The following is a 15742-nucleotide window of genomic DNA, read 5'->3' as shown; positions in this document are numbered from 1 at the left end:
GTGTGGTGGTCACTGGAGGTGACTGCGGGTAAGGGTGAAAGGTCAACGTCCGGGGCTGGACCGGACCGGGGACCGGCCATGCGATGGTGCCGAAGTGGCTGGTCAGTGCATCGGCTTGTTGAAGCGGAGGCGGTGCCTCACTTGAAGAAGGCGACGCCGTCGTCCGGCAGGTCGGTCAGGTCCTTGACCCACTCGCGGGGGTCGACGACCTTCTTCAACTGGGCGGACATATAGGGACGGAGCGGCTGCGAGGGGGTGGCCATTTCGCCCACCCACAGCAACTCGCCCTTGACATAGCCGTAGAGCCGCTTGCCGCCGCTGTACTCGGGGGAGCCGCCGATCCGCGCCATGGTGTCGGTGGCCAGGTCGATCTGCGGTTTCCCCTCGGCGAGTTCGCCGTACCAGACCTCGACCACGCCCCGGTCCCGGACCATCACCACCTCGACGGTCCGCTCCGAGACCCGCCAGTAGCCGTGCTCGGACTCCAGCGGGCGGACCTTGCGGCCCTCGTCGTCCAGCTCCCAGGTGTGCGAGGCGTATTCCAGGAAGTCCCGCCCGTCGTGGGTGAAGGTCATCTCCTGGCCGAAGTGGCACTGCGGTTCGCCCGGCAGGTCGGCGACGCCCGCGCCCTGCCAGGTGCCGAGCAGGAAGGCGAGCGGGACCAGTTCCGGGCGGAGGCCGGAGGGGATTTCGATCATCAGGGATCAGTCAGTTCTCTCGAAACTTCGAACGCAAGAACGGTATGTGACGAACTTCGCAGTCAGCGCTGGCCTTCGTACAGTTTCTTGACCACCAGACCGGTAAAAGCCGCGGTACCGACCACGACCAGGACCATCAAGGCGACGAACGTGAACTCAAGCACGGGGTTCTCCCTGGTAGCAGGGGTGATCGGGGGTGATCACGGGACTGGCACCGAGTTTAGTCGGCGACTTGGTCCCCGGCGCGGTGAGGTCGGCCGCCCGGGGTAGGAGCGGGTAAGGAACACTCTGGTGACCGTTTCGTGACCACGGTTACGGAACGCGAACGCGAGCCGCAGCGTCTCACGGCATGAAAGGGGTGTGTGGATCATGAACTGCCCTACGTGTGGCGCCTCCATGCAGCAGGGACCGCAGGGCGACTGGCTGTGCCCGAACTGCGGTACTCAGCGCTGAAGGGGCTGAGTTGAGGCAAGTACCGAACGACTCGGCAGACGGTGCCGGCCGGACCCCACTGCCCGGCCGTCCTCAGCCCAGCAACTGCGCCTGGAGGATGACCGTCTGATGGAAAGGCACCTCGGCCGCGTCGTCCGGATGCGTCTGGACGACGAGGCCGAGGACGTCACCGGCCCGCAGATAGGCGAGACGGGTGTGACCCTCGGTATACGGCGCGGCCTCGGTGCGGACCACCGTGGTGACCTGGCCGATGCGTCCGTTCTCCTCCGGCCATCCCTCGTCGGGCTCGGTCTTCGGCGCGACCGCCAGATCCTTGTGCGTCCCCAGGGTGCCGAACTCCCTGTCGAACAGCGCGTCGGCGACCGCACCCGTGGTGAAGCGCAGCAGATAGATCTCGGTCGTGGTGCCGTCCGGCATGGTCCATCCGCGCTGGGCGATCTGCCGCAGCGGATGGGTCGCGAACGCCTCCGCCAGGTCCTCCCGCTGCTCCTCGGAGTCCATGAGCCCGGCAAAGCCCGCGGGCTCCAGCCAGTCGGTACCGTCCAGCTCCGGGTGGGCCTCGGCCGTCTCCGGCGGCGGCAGCAGCAGCGCACGGAGATCGGCATGGTGGATCTGCGCCTTGTTGGCATTGGCAAACGGCGGCGGCGAGCCCTCCGGCAGCGGCGGCAGGCTCAGCTCCGGGTAGTCCCACCGGCCGTCGGCCGCGGTGGCCAGACCGGGCACGTCGGTGCGCTCGCGTGCGGAGATCTGCTGCCCGGTGACCGTGGCCGCGCCGGCGAAGAGCGCGGCGGCCAGCGTCCAGCGGGTCACCGCGCGGACCCAGCGGCGGTGCACCAGGGGCGGCTTCGGGGCGGCGGGCGGCTGCGGCGGCGCCCACGGATTCATGCCGGGCCACCCGGGCCCGGGTGCCGCGGGCGGCACGGGCGGCTGAGCGGACTGGGCGGGCGGGGCGGACTGCGCGGGCTGGGCGGGACGGCTTTCCTGTTCCGTCACCCACGCCTGCCACTTGGCCTCCGCGGCGGCCTCGGCAGCGGCGGCAGCCGCCGCCCGGGCCTCGGGGGTGTCCGCCCCGGCCTGCTCGCCGCTCTCCCCGGCCGGGTTCTCATTCTCCTGGGCCGGGCTCTCCTGGTCGGTGGCGGCCGGTGCGGTGTCCGGCGGGGCCGGGGAAGCCGCGGGACGGTCGGGTGTCTGCTGGGTCATATGAAGGTTCCCGGTGCCTCAAGGTGATCGAGCTGGTCGGTGAGCAGGCCGGTGATCGGCTTCTTCGCCAGGGGCAGCACGCCGTATGCCTCCAGCTCCACGTGGTACGGCCCGAAGGGGACGGAGCACCACAGGGAGTCCAGCTCCGGCTCCGGCATCTCCGACAGGTCCACGTCGGCCGGGTCGATGTCGAGGAAGCGCAGCAGCTCCTCGCCCTGGGGCTGGAGGTAGCAGAGGGCGTCCGGATAGTCGTCGAGAGTGGGCCCCTCGCGGAACAGGTCGAGTTCCCCGGCCAGCCCGGACAGCCGGTCATGGTGGTCCGCGGCGCCCTGGTCCGAGCCGTAGGCGGTGATCGAGATCTCCGCGACGAAGGAGTGATTGCGGCTGGCGTAGCTGCGCAGGGCCACCCCCTCCAGCTTCAGGCCGTCGGCGTAGTCGTGGAACTCCTTGCGGAACTCGCGCGGCATCTCGGCCACGCTGTCCTTGAGGATCGCGGTGGCCTCCTCGCCGGGGATCTCCGCGTCATTGCCCCATTCGCCGATGTCCGGGCCGGGGTGGTAGGCGGTCGGAACGGGCAGCAGCAGGGCGCTCAGCTCGGTGTGGTCCCGGCCGCGCGGATAGCTCCGGCCGTCGTCGCCCCGGTGGGAGGCGCCGGCGAGTTCTTCCACTCCGTGCTCCACCGGCGCGGCGAGGTCGGCCCCGTCCACCACGGTCCGGGTGTACAGCAGACCGCCGCCGGCCAGGCCGAGCACCAGCAGCGCGGCCAGCGCGAAGAGCAGAATGCGGCGGATCACAGCAGCTCCAACTGACGCTTGGCGAGTTCCAGCACCGACTTCTCGCTGATCTCCCGGTCGAAGTCGGTCACGAAGATGTCCAGCACGATGTCCCCGCGCTGGGCCAGTACCCGGGCGCTGTAGACGGTGTAGGGGTAGTAGCCGGGTTCCTCGAAGGTCCGGTCCCAGAGGTAGTAGCGGGCGTTGACATCGCCCTCCAGCGCCTCGCCGTTGTGACCGGCGAGATCCGTGGAACTCATGGTGAACTGCTGCTCGCCCAGGTAGGCGAGGGAGCGCAGGTCGGCGACCTCCCGGAACTGGACCAGGTAGATCTCGGTCTCGCGGAACTCGTCCTCCGCCCACTGGGCGACCGCGACCCGCCGGACATCGTCGGCGAGGTGGGCGTCGAACATCTCGTCAGGGTGCTGGAAGCCCTCGCTGTACTCCTGGAGGTCCACCCAGCCGTCCGTGCCGACGGGCATGAACGGCTCCTCGGCTCCCTCCGGGGGATCGAGCAGCAGCTCGCGCAGATCGCCGTCGTGGCGCAGCCGCAGGTCCTCCTCCTCGGTGAGGGCGGGCGGCAGCTCCTCCTCGGTGGCGGGCTCGGCGGGATAGGCCAGCCCGGCCTGGGCGAGCGGCGGCAGCGGGGTGGGGTCACGGTCGGCCTGCACGGTGTAGCCGGCGGCGACTCCGGTGACGGTGCCCAGCAGCAGCGCGGCGGCCAGCAGGGCGAGGGTGCGTCCCCAGCGGCGGGGCGGCCTGCCCGAGGACGGGAACGGGGACGGGGCCGGCGGGGCGGGCGCGGGCGCCGCCGGCGTGGGCGGCGGCGTTGCGGGCGGCGGCGGCGTTGCGGGCGGCGGCGGTGGTGCGGGCGGTGCCGGGGGCGGCGGCTGGGGCGGTGAAGCGGGGGCGGGCGGCGGCCGGTGCGCCGGTTCCATCGGTGACCTCCACGGTGCGGTACGCGGGGTCAGACCGGCCGGTGAGCTGCCCGGTTGTACGGCACATGATCACGATCCGGTTGCGAAGGTGACGCATGGGACACGGAGCGGCGGGTCCGGGAACGCCCGAGGGCCGTGCCGCCGGGGAGGATCCCCCCGGCGGCACGGCCCTCGCCGTGCTTCTCGGGTCCGGACCGCCGTCCGGCCGGGCGCCGCGCTCTCAGACCGCGATGGCGATGTCCACGGTGCCGCCCTGCTGGGCGACGACCGTGCGGTCCGCGGTGCCGCCGGGCACCAGTGCCCGCAGGGTCCAGGTGCCCTCGGCGGCGTAGAAACGGAACTGTCCGGTGGCGGAGGTGGGCACCTCCGCGGTGAACTCACCGGTGTTGTCCAGCAGCCGGACGTAGCCGGTCACCGGCTCGCCGTCGCGGGTGACGGAACCCTGGATGGTGGTCTCGCCGGGCTTGATGGTGGAGGCGTCCGGGCCGCCTGGCTGTGCTCCGCACATGGCAGTGTCGTCCTTGTCTTCTGACGTCTCTGACGTGTCTCCCGGGGCTGCGCCGCCTCCGGGGCCGGTGGGTGGGTCAGTCGTTGGCGCCGAGCTCGATCGGCACGCCGACCAGCGAGCCGTACTCGGTCCAGGAGCCGTCGTAGTTCTTCACGTTCGGCTGGCCCAGCAGCTCGTGCAGCACAAACCAGGTGTGGGCGGAGCGCTCGCCGATGCGGCAGTAGGCGATGGTGTCCTTGGCCAGGTCCACGCCCTCCTGCTCGTACAGCTCCTTCAGTTCCTCGTCGGACTTGAAGGTGCCGTCGTCGTTGGCCGACTTCGACCACGGGATGTTGCGGGCGCTCGGCACATGGCCGGGGCGCTGCGACTGCTCCTGCGGGAGGTGGGCCGGGGCCAGCAGCTTGCCGCTGAACTCGTCGGGGGAGCGGACGTCGACCAGGTTCTGGCTGCCGATGGCGGCCACCACATCGTCCCGGAAGGCGCGGATGGAGCTGTCCTGGGGCTTGGCCCGGTAGACGGTGGCCGGGCGCTCGGGGACCTCGGCGACGAGCTGGCGGGAGTCCAGCTCCCACTTCTTCCGGCCGCCGTCCAGCAGCCGGACGTCCTGGTGGCCGTAGAGCTTGAAGTACCAGTAGGCGTAGGCGGCGAACCAGTTGTTGTTGCCGCCGTACAGCACCACGGTGTGCTCGTTGGCGATGCCCTTGGCGGAGAGAAGCTTCTCGAAGCCGGCCTGGTCCACGAAGTCCCGGCGGACCGGGTCCTGAAGGTCCTGCTTCCAGTCGATGCGGACGGCGTTGCGGATGTGGTTGCGGTCGTAGGCCGAGGTGTCCTCGTCGACCTCCACGATGACGACATTGGCGTCGTCCAGGTGCTTCTCGACCCAGTCGGCGTCCACCAGGACGTCACTGCGGCTCATGTCTGTACTCCTTCGGCGCTGGGCGGGTTCTGCGGGCGGGGTGACCGGGGCGTGGCGGCACGGCGCGTGCCCCCGTCCGGGCAGGGAAGGGGCGCGGGGTCACCACGCGGGGGATGGAAGAAGGCCGTCAGGCGGCGGGACGACAGAGCATGGCGGCGACGCGGCAAAGGTCGACTGCCCGTCGCTTGGTGAGATCCGCCTGTCGCATCATGACGGCGATCGTACGGACCCCGGGGCGCCCATGTCACCGGCGTTCCGGATGGTGAGACGATTCTGTCTGCAATCTGGGATCATGGGGGCCGCGAGCGCTCCTCCGGGGGACGCGGAACCCCCGGCGGACCAGTGTCCACCGGGGGTGCGGCGTCATGGAAGGGGACGTCTCAGCATCCGGACGGGCGGGGTGCCGCGCGGCCGGCCGTCCGGCCCCGTGCAGGGCTCAGGCCCCGTCGAGGCCGACGTCCGTGCCGGTCACCGCGAGGTTCACCCCGTTCTCCGCGGCCTCCACACCGTCCAGGGACAGCCCCTCCGGCAGGCCCCGGATCTCCCGCTCCCGGTCCACCCACTCCCGGAGCTGGTCCTCCAGCCCGCTCCCGACCAGCGGCAGCCCGTCCAGCGAGGGAATCTCGTCCACCTTGAGCTGCACCAGCTGGCTCTCCTCGTGCAGCACCAGATCGGCGGTCATCTCCGGGACCAGCTTCTGACCCAGCACGGTGACCTGGATGATCACCTGGCCCTCGCCCGCGTAGCCGAACTCCACCGCCAGCGAGTCGTGGACCTCCTTGACCTCCTGGGTGGCCAGCTCGCCCAGCTCCCGGTAGCCGAGCACGCCGGTGCCCGAGGCCCGCTCCGCCCGGGCGCCGGAGAAGTCGCCGGCGATCCTGGTGTTGCGCAGCTCGATGCTCAGATCCTCCAGCCGGGTCTGCCGCCCGTCCAGCTCCACGCCGTAGTCGCTGATGTCCAGCTCGACATGGTCGATCCGCTTGCCCAGCAACTGGGTGAGGAACGGAAAGCCCTTGATCGAGACGCCGGGCTCCGACTCCAGCCCCAGACCGGACCGGGCCCGGGTGGCCACCTCGCCCTCGGCGAACATGAGCGACAGCCGGTCGGCGACCGTGAACAGGACACCGAACACGACGAGCAGGATCAGGGATATTCGCAGCGCACGCATGGTGGTCGGGTTCCCCCCAGTGGATCGACGGCCGGTGATCGTCGGCGGAACGGCCGTCGGCGAGCGTAACCCGAAGGCCCCCGGTCATCGCGGGAGGCCCGGAAGCTTGCAGCAGGCTCGTTACAGGAGCGCCGCCCCCGCCGCGGGGCCGGTCAGTGCAGCAGCCGGGCCAGCCCGTACAGCACCGGCGCGGCGGCGGTCAGCGGCAGCGCCACCCCCGCCGTGAAGTGCACGAACCGGGACGGCCAGTCATAACTGGCCACCCGCAGCCCCAGCACCGCGCAGCAGCCCGCCGCCGCGCCCAGCAGCAGCCCGTGGTCCAGGTCGTGCCCGGCGATCCGCGCCGCGAGCTGTGCGACCGCGGCGGCGGCCAGCACCGCCGCGGCCGGGCCGAGCAGACCGACCCAGGCCCGCGCCGCCCGGCCGCCCCGGTCCGGCACCGCCGCCCGGACCAGCACCGCCACCGCCACCCCGAGGGCGCCGAAGGTCACCACCTCCGCCGCGACCTGCCCGGCCGCCAGCAGGCTGCCGGCCAGCACGGTCAGCACGGTGGCGGCGGCGGTCGCGGTCAGCGCGTCCATCCGCTCCTCCCCGGAGCCCCGGTGCCGCATCTGGTTGACGATCACCAGCAGGAACCAGACGCCCAGGGTGCCCAGCAGCGCCGCGTCGGCGTGGTCCCGGCCGCCGGCCAGCACGGCCGCGTCCGCGGTCACCCCGGCGGCGAAGGCCAGCGCGATGCCCTGCCGGGCCGGCCACATGCCGTTCAGCCGGAACCAGCCGGCCGAGGTCACCGCCTGGAGCAGCAGCACGGCGGGCAGCAGCGCGGCCTGGCCCCACTGCGCCGCCGCCGCGGCCGTCACCGCCAGCGCGGCGGTGAGCACGGCCGGGCCGGCCCCCGGCGGAATGACCGGCGAGCCCTCGCGCACCGGGCCCCGGGCGGGGGCGCGGGAGGGCCGCTCCGGAGCCGCGACACCGCCGCCGTCCGCCGCACCGTGCGCAGCGCCGTCCGCACCGTCCGTGCCGCCGTGCTGGCCCGGCAGCAGGCGCGGGCCGCCGCCGTCAGCCGCGGCGGGCCGGCCGGCCGGGGCCGTCCCGGACTGCATACCGGTCATATGCCGCGAGAATGGCCCGCCCGTCCCCGGCGGGCGCCGGTGCCGGCTCACCGGGCACCGCCGGCGAACGGCGGGAGCACCTCGACCGTCCACCCCTCGGACAGCTCCACGGACTCGTGCGGCCGGTCGCCCACCTGCCGCTCGTTCACCAGGAACGAGCAGCGGGCCAGCACCCGCTCGAAGTCCGGCTGGTGGGCGTGCTCCTTGCGCGCCTGGTCGAGCAGGTCCGCGAGCGTCGCGGCGTCGTATCTCTCCGCCGCCGTACCCGTCGCGGCCTTGGCCGCCGCCCAGTACCGGATCGTGCCGCTCGCCATCAGTGCCTCCCGCTCCTCGCCGTCCTGCCTGCCGCGCCGCCGTCGCCGCGTTACGGACATGTGCCCCCATCATCGCCCCTCCCGGCCGGCCGCCGGTGCCGCGGCGCCCGCGGAGAGCCCCCGGCGCACCCAGATGTCCTCCCGGTGTCCGGACTGTGACGCAGACCCTGCGCATTCTTCCCCGGGTCCGCTATGCTTCGGAACACGAAGGACCCGGGCACCGAAGCCACCCAGGGTCCTTTTGTGCTTTGAGAGCGGCCCCGGCCGTAGCGTCACCCCGTGCCGGACCAGGGCTTCAACGGCAGAGCTGCCAACCGTCCACCGCTCCCCGGGACCGAGGAAGGAATGCTCCCGCCATGAGTTCACTTCTGCTGCTGACCAACGCCCTCCAGCCGTCCGCACAAGTTCTCCCCGCCCTCGAACTTCTGCTGCACAACGTGCGGGTGGCACCGGCCGAAGGCCCGGCGCTGGTGGACGCCCCGAACGCCGATGTGATCCTCATCGACGGCCGCCGTGATCTGCCGCAGGTCCGCTCGCTCTGCCAGCTCATCCGCTCCACCGGCCCCGGCGCCCCGCTGGTGCTGATCGTCACCGAGGGCGGCCTGGCCGCGGTCACCGCCGACTGGGGCGTGGACGATGTGGTCCTCGACACGGCCGGCCCGGCCGAGGTCGAGGCCCGGCTGCGGCTGGCCGTGGGCCGCCAGCAGCTCGTCGCCGACGACAGCCCGATGGAGATCCGCAACGGCGACCTGGTGGTCGACGAGGCCACCTACAGCGCCAAGCTGCGCGGCCGGGTGCTCGACCTCACCTTCAAGGAGTTCGAGCTGCTGAAGTATCTCGCCCAGCACCCGGGCCGGGTCTTCACCCGCGCCCAGCTGCTCCAGGAGGTCTGGGGCTACGACTACTTCGGCGGCACCCGCACCGTGGATGTGCACGTGCGGCGGCTGCGCGCCAAGCTCGGCCCCGAGCACGAGGCGCTGATCGGCACCGTGCGCAACGTCGGCTACCGCTTCGTCGTCCCGGAGAAGCACGACCCGGACCGGGGCGCGCACGCCGAGCAGGCCCGTGCGGTGACCCGCGAGGCGGAGCAGGTGGTCAAGCAGGCCGCCCGCCGCATCTGACCGCGCTGCGCGTAGACTTCCCCCCGTGGCCAAGGTGACGCGGGATGATGTGGCGCGGCTGGCGGGGACCTCCACCGCCGTGGTCAGCTATGTCATCAACAATGGGCCGCGTCCCGTGGCCGCGGGGACGCGCGAGCGGGTACTGGCGGCCATCAAGGAGCTGGGCTACCGCCCGGACCGTGTCGCGCAGGCCATGGCCTCGCAGCGCACCGACCTGATAGGGCTGATCGTCCCGGACGCCCGGCAGCCGTTCTTCGCGGAGATGGCCCACGCCGTCGAGCAGGCGGCTGCCGAGCGCGGGAAGATGGTGCTGGTCGGCAACTCCGACTACCTCGACGAGCGCGAGGTGCACTATCTGCGGGCGTTTCTCGGCATGCGGGTCTCCGGACTGATCCTGATCAGCCAGGGCCCGAGCGAGAACGCCGCCGCCGAGATCGAGGCCTGGGACGCCCGGGTGGTCCTGCTGCACGAACGCCCCGAGGCGTTCGCCGCGCTGAACGATGTGGCCGTGGTGCTGGACGACATCGGCGGCGCCCAGCTCGCCACCCGCCATCTGCTGGAGCACGGCCACGACTATGTGGCCTGCCTGGGCGGCACCGAGACCACGCCCCCGGTCGGCGACCCGGTCTCCGACCATGTGGAGGGCTGGCGGCGGGCCATGGCCGAGGCCGGCCGCTCCACCGAGGGCCGCCTCTTCCAGGCACCCTTCAACCGCTACGACGCCTACCGCGAGGCCCTGGGCTTCCTCGCCGGGCCGCGGCGGCCCCCGGCCATCTTCTGCGCCACCGACGACCAGGCGATCGGCGTGCTGCGCGCCGCCCGGGAGCTGCGTCTGGACGTGCCCGGCGAGCTGGCCGTGGTGGGCTTCGACGATGTGAAGGAGGCGGGGCTCACCGACCCGCCGCTGACCACGGTCGGCTCCGACCGCAAGGCCATGGCGCGGGCCGCGGTCGCCCTGGCGGTCGGGGAGAACCCGGAGCAGGGCCCCGTCGAGCGGGTCCGCCAGTTTCCCGTCTCCCTGGAGATCCGCCGCTCCTGCGGCTGCGACTAGGCCGCGCCGGGCCGCGCGGCGCCGGGCCGTTGCCCGGCCGGCGCGGGCGGGGGACCGTTCGGTGGCGGGCACGGGGGCGGGCCGTCCACCATGGGATGGAGGGCTCCGCCGCTCATCGCCGGAGGTGACCGTGTGTTCCCGCTGCCATCCGCCGGGCCGGGGGAGTGGTTCGACCAGACGGTGGTGGAGACCGGGCGGCTGCCGCTGTTCTGTCTCTTCGCCGGGATGCTGGCCGGCTTCGCGTTCATCCGCTTCTCCACCCGGATGATCCGCGCCGGGGTGAGCTGGTGGCCCGGGAACATCGAGTTCTCCGGCTCAGGCCGGGACCCGGCCCCGGAGGACGCCCCGCCCGAGGGCCTGCACATTCACCATGTGGTGTTCGGCGTGCTGCTGATGGTGATCGCGGGAGTCACCGGCTTCGCCCTGCCGGTGCAGACCGAGAGCGGCTGGCGGGCGGCGACGGCCGCGCTGTTCGGCATCGGTACGGCGCTGGTGCTGGACGAGTTCGCGCTGATCCTGCGGCTGCGGGACGTCTACTGGGCCAAGGAGGGCCGGGACTCGGTGGTCGCGGTGTTCGCCGCGCTCGCCGTGATCGGCCTGCTGCTGCTCGGCGAGCGCCCGGTGGTGGTGCGGGACCTCGGGCAGGCGGTGGGCGAGGGCACCCCGTGGGAGTGGGCGCTGGACATCGGGCTGAGCCTGTTCAATCTGGCGCTGGTGGCCGTGACCATGCTCAAGGGCAAATATGTATCGGGCTTCGTGGGACTGTTTTTTCCGGTGGTGCTGCTGGTGACGGCGGTGCGGCTGGCCCGTCCGCGGGCGCCCTGGGCGCGCCGGCGCTACCACCGCGGCCCCGGCGGGGAGCCGGGCCGCAAGCTGCGCCGCGCCCTGCGGCGGGAGGAGCGCTGGCACGGGCCGCTGGCCCGCGCCCGGGTGCGGGCCATGGACTTCGTGGCCGGCCGCCACGACGGCGCGGCCACCGGCTGAGGCCGCCGCGCGATTGGCAGAGAGGTCTGAGACGGGTCTCAGACTGCTCTCATCTTCCGGCCGCACGCTCGGTGCCATGAGCGAGAACCGCAGCAGCAGCACCAGCAGCAGCGACGAGTACGGCGGCCCCGGCCGGGCCGGCCGGATGCCCGGGACCGTCTGGGCCACCGGTGCCTCCGGGACCCCGGAACCGGCCGGTACCACCTGGGCTTCCTGGGCCGACGGCGGCGGGGAGGCACGGGAGCCGCGGCGGGCGCGGCGGCGCCGCCGCCGGGCGAGCGGCCCGGTCGCCGTGCTGGCGGCGGTGGCGGTGGCCGCCGGTGCCATCGGCGGCGGCACGGGCGCGCTGATCGCCGGGCTCACCGACGGCGGCGCCGGAACCGTCGCGGCCGGCGGCCCGGTCGCCGGCAGCCCGATCTCGGTGGACGCCGATGCCACGGTGGCGGACGTGGCCGCCGCGGTCGCCCCCAGCGTGGTGGAGATCGCCACCGCCACCTCCACCGGCTCCGGCGTCGTCGTCTCCGAGGACGGCGAGATCCTCACCAACCACCATGTGGTCTCCGGCGCCGACCGGGTGCAGATCACCTTCTCGGACGGCAGCACCGCCGAGGCCACGGTGGCCGGCAGCGACCCCGGTATCGACCTGGCCCTGCTGAGGGCCGAGGACGTCGGCGGGCTCACCCCGGCCGCCCTGGGCGACTCCGCGGACGTGGCCATCGGTGACCAGGTGGTGGCCATCGGCTCCCCGGCCGGGCTGTCCGGCACGGTGACCAGCGGTATCGTCTCCGCGCTGGAGCGCGAGGTGACGGTGCAGCAGCAGAGCGAGGACAGCATGCCCTGGGGCGACCCGTGGGGCAGCGGCCCCGGGCGCGGCGGCGCGGGCGGCACGGGCGCCACCACAAGCACCTACCGGGCCATCCAGACCGATGCCGCGCTCAACCCCGGCAACTCCGGCGGCGCCCTGGTCAACATGGCCGGGCAGGTCATCGGCATCAACTCGGCGCTGTACAGCCCGACCGGCGAAGCCGGCAGCGTGGGCCTGGGCTTCGCCATCCCGGTCAACGACGCCAAGGACGTACTCGCCCAGCTCAGGACCGCCTCCGGCACCACCACGGCCGGCATCTCCTCCCCCACCCGCCGCGGCTGACCCCCGGCCCCCGCAGCCGCACGGCCGGACTCAGCGGAGGTGGAAGACCGGTCCCCGGGGGGTGAACGGCAGCCGGTGGCCCTCCGGGAGGAGAAAGGCGTGCTCGCGGCGGACGCGCAGCACATCGCAGGCGCCGTCCGTGATCACCAGCACCGGGGCGTCGGGCGGGAAGCCGGGCGCGCGCAGCAGCAGATCGATGCCCGGCTGGAGCACGGTCCCGCCCCGCCCGCGCACCCGCACCCGGCCGGCGATCCCGGCCACCGGCAGATAGCCGGCGTCGTGCGGCGCGGCATCGCAGAACACCACCCGCGCGGCCGGCACCTCACGGGCCTCGGCGTAGGAGGCGATCGCGCCCAGCGCCTTGCCCAGCAGTGTCCGGTTCATCGAGCCGGAGGTGTCCAGCACCACTCCGAAGGTGCAGCGGGCCACCTCCTCGGGCGGGAAGTACCGCCCGGCCCGCGGAATGTCCGGGGTGGCCGCCTGGCGCCGGGCGGGCCGGGCGAAGCTGCGCACCGGCTCCGGCCGGGGCACGAACTCGTCGAACCAGCGGGCCAGCCGGGCGTCCCAGGGCAGCGGCGGCTGCGCCAGCGCCCGGATCTCCTGCACCAGCCCGGCCGGCAGCAGGCCGCGCCCGTGCCGCTGATGCAGGTCGAAGCCCTGGAGCAGGGCACGGCGGCAGAACTCGTCCAGATCGGTGTACGGGCGGCCGCCGGGGCCGCCGGGGCCGCCGGGCAGCGGCTCGCCGAGCAGATCGCCGACGCCCCTGCCGCGCGGGGTGGACATCCGGCGCAGCCTGCGCGCCGCCCGCAGATCGCCGGCGATCCGGTCGTAGACCTCCTCGGGGGACATCCGGCGGGGATGTCCCGGCCGTGCCGCGGGAGACCGAGGGTGCCAGACTGGAAGCCATGAGCGACCGTTCCCGGGTGCTGATCGTGGACGACGAGCCGGCCGTCCGGGAGGCGCTGAGCCGGGCGCTGGCCTTCGAGGGCTACCGCACCGAGACCGCGGGCGACGGCCGGGAGGCACTGGACCGGCTGCTGGCCGCCGCCGGCGAACCGGCGGCGGATGCCGTGGTGCTGGATGTGCTGATGCCGCGGATGGACGGGCTGACCGTGGCGCGGCGGCTGCGCTCGGCCGGCAACCGGGTCCCGATCCTGATGCTCACCGCCCGGGACACCGTGGGGGACCGGGTCACCGGCCTGGACGCCGGGGCCGACGACTACCTGGTCAAACCGTTCGAGCTGGACGAGCTGCTGGCCCGGCTGCGGGCGCTGCTGCGCCGTTCCGGCTATGCCGGGCAGGGCCCGGAGGCCGGCGGCCCCGGCAGCCCGCCCGGTACCGAGGTGCTGTCCTTCGCCGGTCTGCGGATGGACCTGGCCACCCGGGAGGTCACCCGGGGCGGCCGTCCGGTGGAGCTGACCCGTACCGAGTTCACCCTGCTGGAACTCTTCCTCACCCACCCCCGCCAGGTGCTCACCCGGGAGCAGATCCTGCGCGAGGTCTGGGGCTTCGACTACGAGCCGTCCTCCAATTCGCTCGATGTGTATGTGATGTATCTGCGCCGCAAGACCGAGGCGGGCGGCGAGCCGCGGCTGGTGCAGACCGTGCGCGGGGTGGGCTACACCCTGCGGGAGCCGCGCCCATGACGAGGAGCGGCCCCGCCGTGCGGAAGGCGCGCGGGCGGTGAACCCGTCCGCTCTGCCGCTGCGCACCCGCCTGGCCGCGCTGACCGCCGCCGCCGTCGCCCTGGCCGTGGCCGCCATCGCGCTCTCCGCCTGGTTCCTGGTGCGCGGCCAGTTGCTGGCCTCCCTGGACGAACGGCTCCAGGAGAGCCGTATCCCGGTCAACCTGCTGGAGCGGGCCCGGGTGACCGACTGCATGGCCGACGACTCCGGCGGGCCGGGGGAGCGGGGACCCAGCCCGTTCGGCGACATCGCCCAGCTCGTCGACAGCCGGGGGCAGCGGTGCGTGATCTTCGGTGACATCGGTCTGGAGGTGGCGGCGGCGGACCGGGCGGTGGCCGCCGACCAGCGGGCCTCCGCCCTGCACACGGTGACCGGCACGGACGGCTCCGCGTACCGGGTGCTCACCCGGCACCTGCCCGGGGTGGACGCCGAGGGCCTGCTCCAGGGCCCGGTGGCGCTGACCGTGGCCCGCCCGATGGACGAGGTGAACGACCCGCTGCGGGCGCTCGCCCTGGTGCTGGCCGCGGTGGCCGCGGCCGGCGTGGTGGGCGCGGCCGGGGTGGGGGTACTGCTGGCCCGGGCCGGGCTGCGTCCGGTGGACCGGCTCACCGAGGCCGCCGAGCACATCGCCCGCACCGAGGATCTCTCGGTCCGCATCCCGGCCGAGGGCGACGACGAGCTGGCCCGGCTCTCCCGGGCGTTCAACTCCATGACCGCGGCCCTGGCCTCGTCCCGGGAACTCCAGCAGCAGCTCATCGCGGACGCCGGTCATGAGCTGCGCACCCCGCTGACCTCGCTGCGCACCAATGTCGAGCTGCTGACGCGCAGCGAGACCTCCGGCCGTCCGCTGGCGCCCGGGGTGCGGCGGGAGCTGATGGACTCGGTCACCGCGCAGCTCGGCGAGCTGGGCACGCTGGTCGGCGATCTTCAGGAACTGTCCCGGCCGGAGCGCTCCGGGCGGGCGCGGGAGATCACCGGGCTGCACGAGATCGCCCAGCGGGCCGCGGCCCGGGCCCGGCTGCGCGCCCGGGGGCTGGAGATCAGCACCGAGCTGGACCCCTGGTATGTGCGGGCCGAGCCGGCCGCGCTGGAGCGGGCGGTGGTCAATCTGCTGGACAACGCGGTGAAGTTCGGCGCGGGCGGCGGCAGCGTGGCGGTGACGCTGCGGGACGGCGAGCTGCGCATCCGGGACCATGGCCCGGGCATTCCGGCGGATGAGCTGCCGCATGTCTGGGAACGGTTCTGGCGCTCGCCGGACGCCCGCGGCCTGCCGGGCTCCGGTCTTGGGCTGTCGATCGTGGCCCGTACGGTGCGCGAGTGCGGCGGCGAGGTGGGGCTGGCCCCGGCGCCGGGCGGCGGCACCGTGGCCAACCTCCGGCTTCCCGGCGCCCCGGAACCGCCGCCCGACGGCCCGGTCCCCCGGCACTGACCGGGCCGGGCACGGCCGGGCACGGAAGGCGGCGTGCTCCCCGCCGCGCGGCCCGCGTGGCGGCTGCCCCACGGTGAGCGGGCAGCGCATGATGGGACGAACCGGGCCTTCCCGGCCTTCCCGCCCCCGGGGGCCGTCGCTCTCGCTTTCCGCCGGTGTCCGCGTCGCCGGCCGGTCCCCGCCCGCCCGTCAGCCCTCGTCCGCCTCCTCCCCCACTCCCCAGTCCCCAGTCCCCAGTACTTCAG

At 73.5% G+C, this 15742-nt stretch carries 16 protein-coding genes and 1 pseudogene; 6 read left to right on the top strand and 11 right to left on the bottom strand.

Annotated elements, in window-relative coordinates:
• Positions 1-137: 137 nt before the first annotated feature.
• From BM242_RS06910 to BM242_RS06865, 10 genes are all read right to left on the bottom strand, one after another.
• A complete protein-coding gene (locus BM242_RS06910) occupies positions 138-698 on the bottom strand; it encodes a heme-binding beta-barrel domain-containing protein (protein WP_093837749.1) in 561 nt (186 codons plus the stop codon).
• Between the two features lie 525 nt (positions 699-1223).
• Positions 1224-2351 (bottom strand): hypothetical protein, encoded by a 1128-nt coding sequence (locus tag BM242_RS06900; RefSeq protein WP_245833873.1) that lies wholly within the window; start codon positions 2349-2351, stop codon positions 1224-1226.
• On the bottom strand, positions 2348-3145 hold the full coding sequence (locus tag BM242_RS06895; protein ID WP_093837747.1) for a hypothetical protein: 798 nt from the start codon (positions 3143-3145) through the stop codon (positions 2348-2350). The genes BM242_RS06900 and BM242_RS06895 overlap by 4 nt, the downstream gene beginning before the upstream one ends.
• Positions 3142-4062 (bottom strand): hypothetical protein, encoded by a 921-nt coding sequence (locus BM242_RS06890; protein ID WP_093837746.1) that lies wholly within the window; start codon positions 4060-4062, stop codon positions 3142-3144. The genes BM242_RS06895 and BM242_RS06890 overlap by 4 nt, the downstream gene beginning before the upstream one ends.
• A gap of 220 nt (positions 4063-4282) precedes the next feature.
• Complete coding sequence (locus BM242_RS06885; protein WP_093837745.1) at positions 4283-4570, bottom strand: DUF1416 domain-containing protein; 288 nt, start codon at positions 4568-4570, stop codon at positions 4283-4285.
• Positions 4571-4646: 76 nt separating this feature from the next.
• Positions 4647-5486 (bottom strand): sulfurtransferase, encoded by an 840-nt coding sequence (locus BM242_RS06880; RefSeq protein WP_093837744.1) that lies wholly within the window; start codon positions 5484-5486, stop codon positions 4647-4649.
• 127 nt (positions 5487-5613) lie between these two features.
• A complete protein-coding gene (locus BM242_RS31105) occupies positions 5614-5694 on the bottom strand; it encodes an Ms5788A family Cys-rich leader peptide (RefSeq protein ID WP_399552418.1) in 81 nt (26 codons plus the stop codon).
• Between the two features lie 228 nt (positions 5695-5922).
• The gene (locus tag BM242_RS06875) at positions 5923-6654 is read right to left on the bottom strand and encodes an LmeA family phospholipid-binding protein (RefSeq protein ID WP_093837743.1); all 732 of its coding nucleotides are present in this window, start codon (positions 6652-6654) and stop codon (positions 5923-5925) included.
• Between the two features lie 152 nt (positions 6655-6806).
• Entirely contained in the window at positions 6807-7766 is a 960-nt protein-coding gene (locus BM242_RS29250; protein WP_093837742.1) for a hypothetical protein, read from the bottom strand.
• 47 nt (positions 7767-7813) lie between these two features.
• Positions 7814-8080, bottom strand: coding sequence for a MoaD/ThiS family protein (locus BM242_RS06865; RefSeq protein ID WP_093837741.1), 267 nt, complete (start codon positions 8078-8080; stop codon positions 7814-7816).
• A gap of 356 nt (positions 8081-8436) precedes the next feature.
• On the opposite strand from BM242_RS06865, the gene BM242_RS06860 reads away from it, so the two are divergent.
• From BM242_RS06860 to BM242_RS06845, 4 genes are all read left to right on the top strand, one after another.
• Positions 8437-9201 carry a winged helix-turn-helix transcriptional regulator gene (locus BM242_RS06860; RefSeq protein WP_093837740.1) on the top strand — a complete coding sequence of 255 codons (765 nt, stop codon included), beginning with the start codon at positions 8437-8439 and terminating at the stop codon, positions 9199-9201.
• Between the two features lie 25 nt (positions 9202-9226).
• Positions 9227-10252 (top strand): LacI family DNA-binding transcriptional regulator, encoded by a 1026-nt coding sequence (locus tag BM242_RS06855; RefSeq protein WP_093837739.1) that lies wholly within the window; start codon positions 9227-9229, stop codon positions 10250-10252.
• A gap of 132 nt (positions 10253-10384) precedes the next feature.
• Positions 10385-11236 carry a hypothetical protein gene (locus BM242_RS30750; protein WP_217652389.1) on the top strand — a complete coding sequence of 284 codons (852 nt, stop codon included), beginning with the start codon at positions 10385-10387 and terminating at the stop codon, positions 11234-11236.
• 76 nt (positions 11237-11312) lie between these two features.
• Entirely contained in the window at positions 11313-12383 is a 1071-nt protein-coding gene (locus tag BM242_RS06845) for a S1C family serine protease (RefSeq protein ID WP_093837738.1), read from the top strand.
• A 30-nt stretch (positions 12384-12413) separates the two neighbouring features.
• Here BM242_RS06845 and BM242_RS06840 read toward each other — a convergent pair.
• Positions 12414-13232, bottom strand: a pseudogene (locus BM242_RS06840) (vWA domain-containing protein); the annotation flags it as partial.
• A 56-nt stretch (positions 13233-13288) separates the two neighbouring features.
• On the opposite strand from BM242_RS06840, the gene BM242_RS06835 reads away from it, so the two are divergent.
• Both BM242_RS06835 and BM242_RS06830 read left to right on the top strand, forming a co-directional pair.
• Positions 13289-14029, top strand: coding sequence for a response regulator transcription factor (locus BM242_RS06835; RefSeq protein WP_093837864.1), 741 nt, complete (start codon positions 13289-13291; stop codon positions 14027-14029).
• A 37-nt stretch (positions 14030-14066) separates the two neighbouring features.
• Positions 14067-15497, top strand: coding sequence for a sensor histidine kinase (locus tag BM242_RS06830; protein ID WP_093837737.1), 1431 nt, complete (start codon positions 14067-14069; stop codon positions 15495-15497).
• The last annotated feature ends 245 nt before the right edge of the window (positions 15498-15742 follow it).

It is taken from the genome of Streptomyces aidingensis, from assembly GCF_900112355.1.
GTDB lineage: Bacteria > Actinomycetota > Actinomycetes > Streptomycetales > Streptomycetaceae > Streptomyces > Streptomyces aidingensis.
The sequence above is the reverse complement of the archived record's forward strand: the minus strand, read 5'-3'. Positions and strand labels throughout refer to the sequence as shown.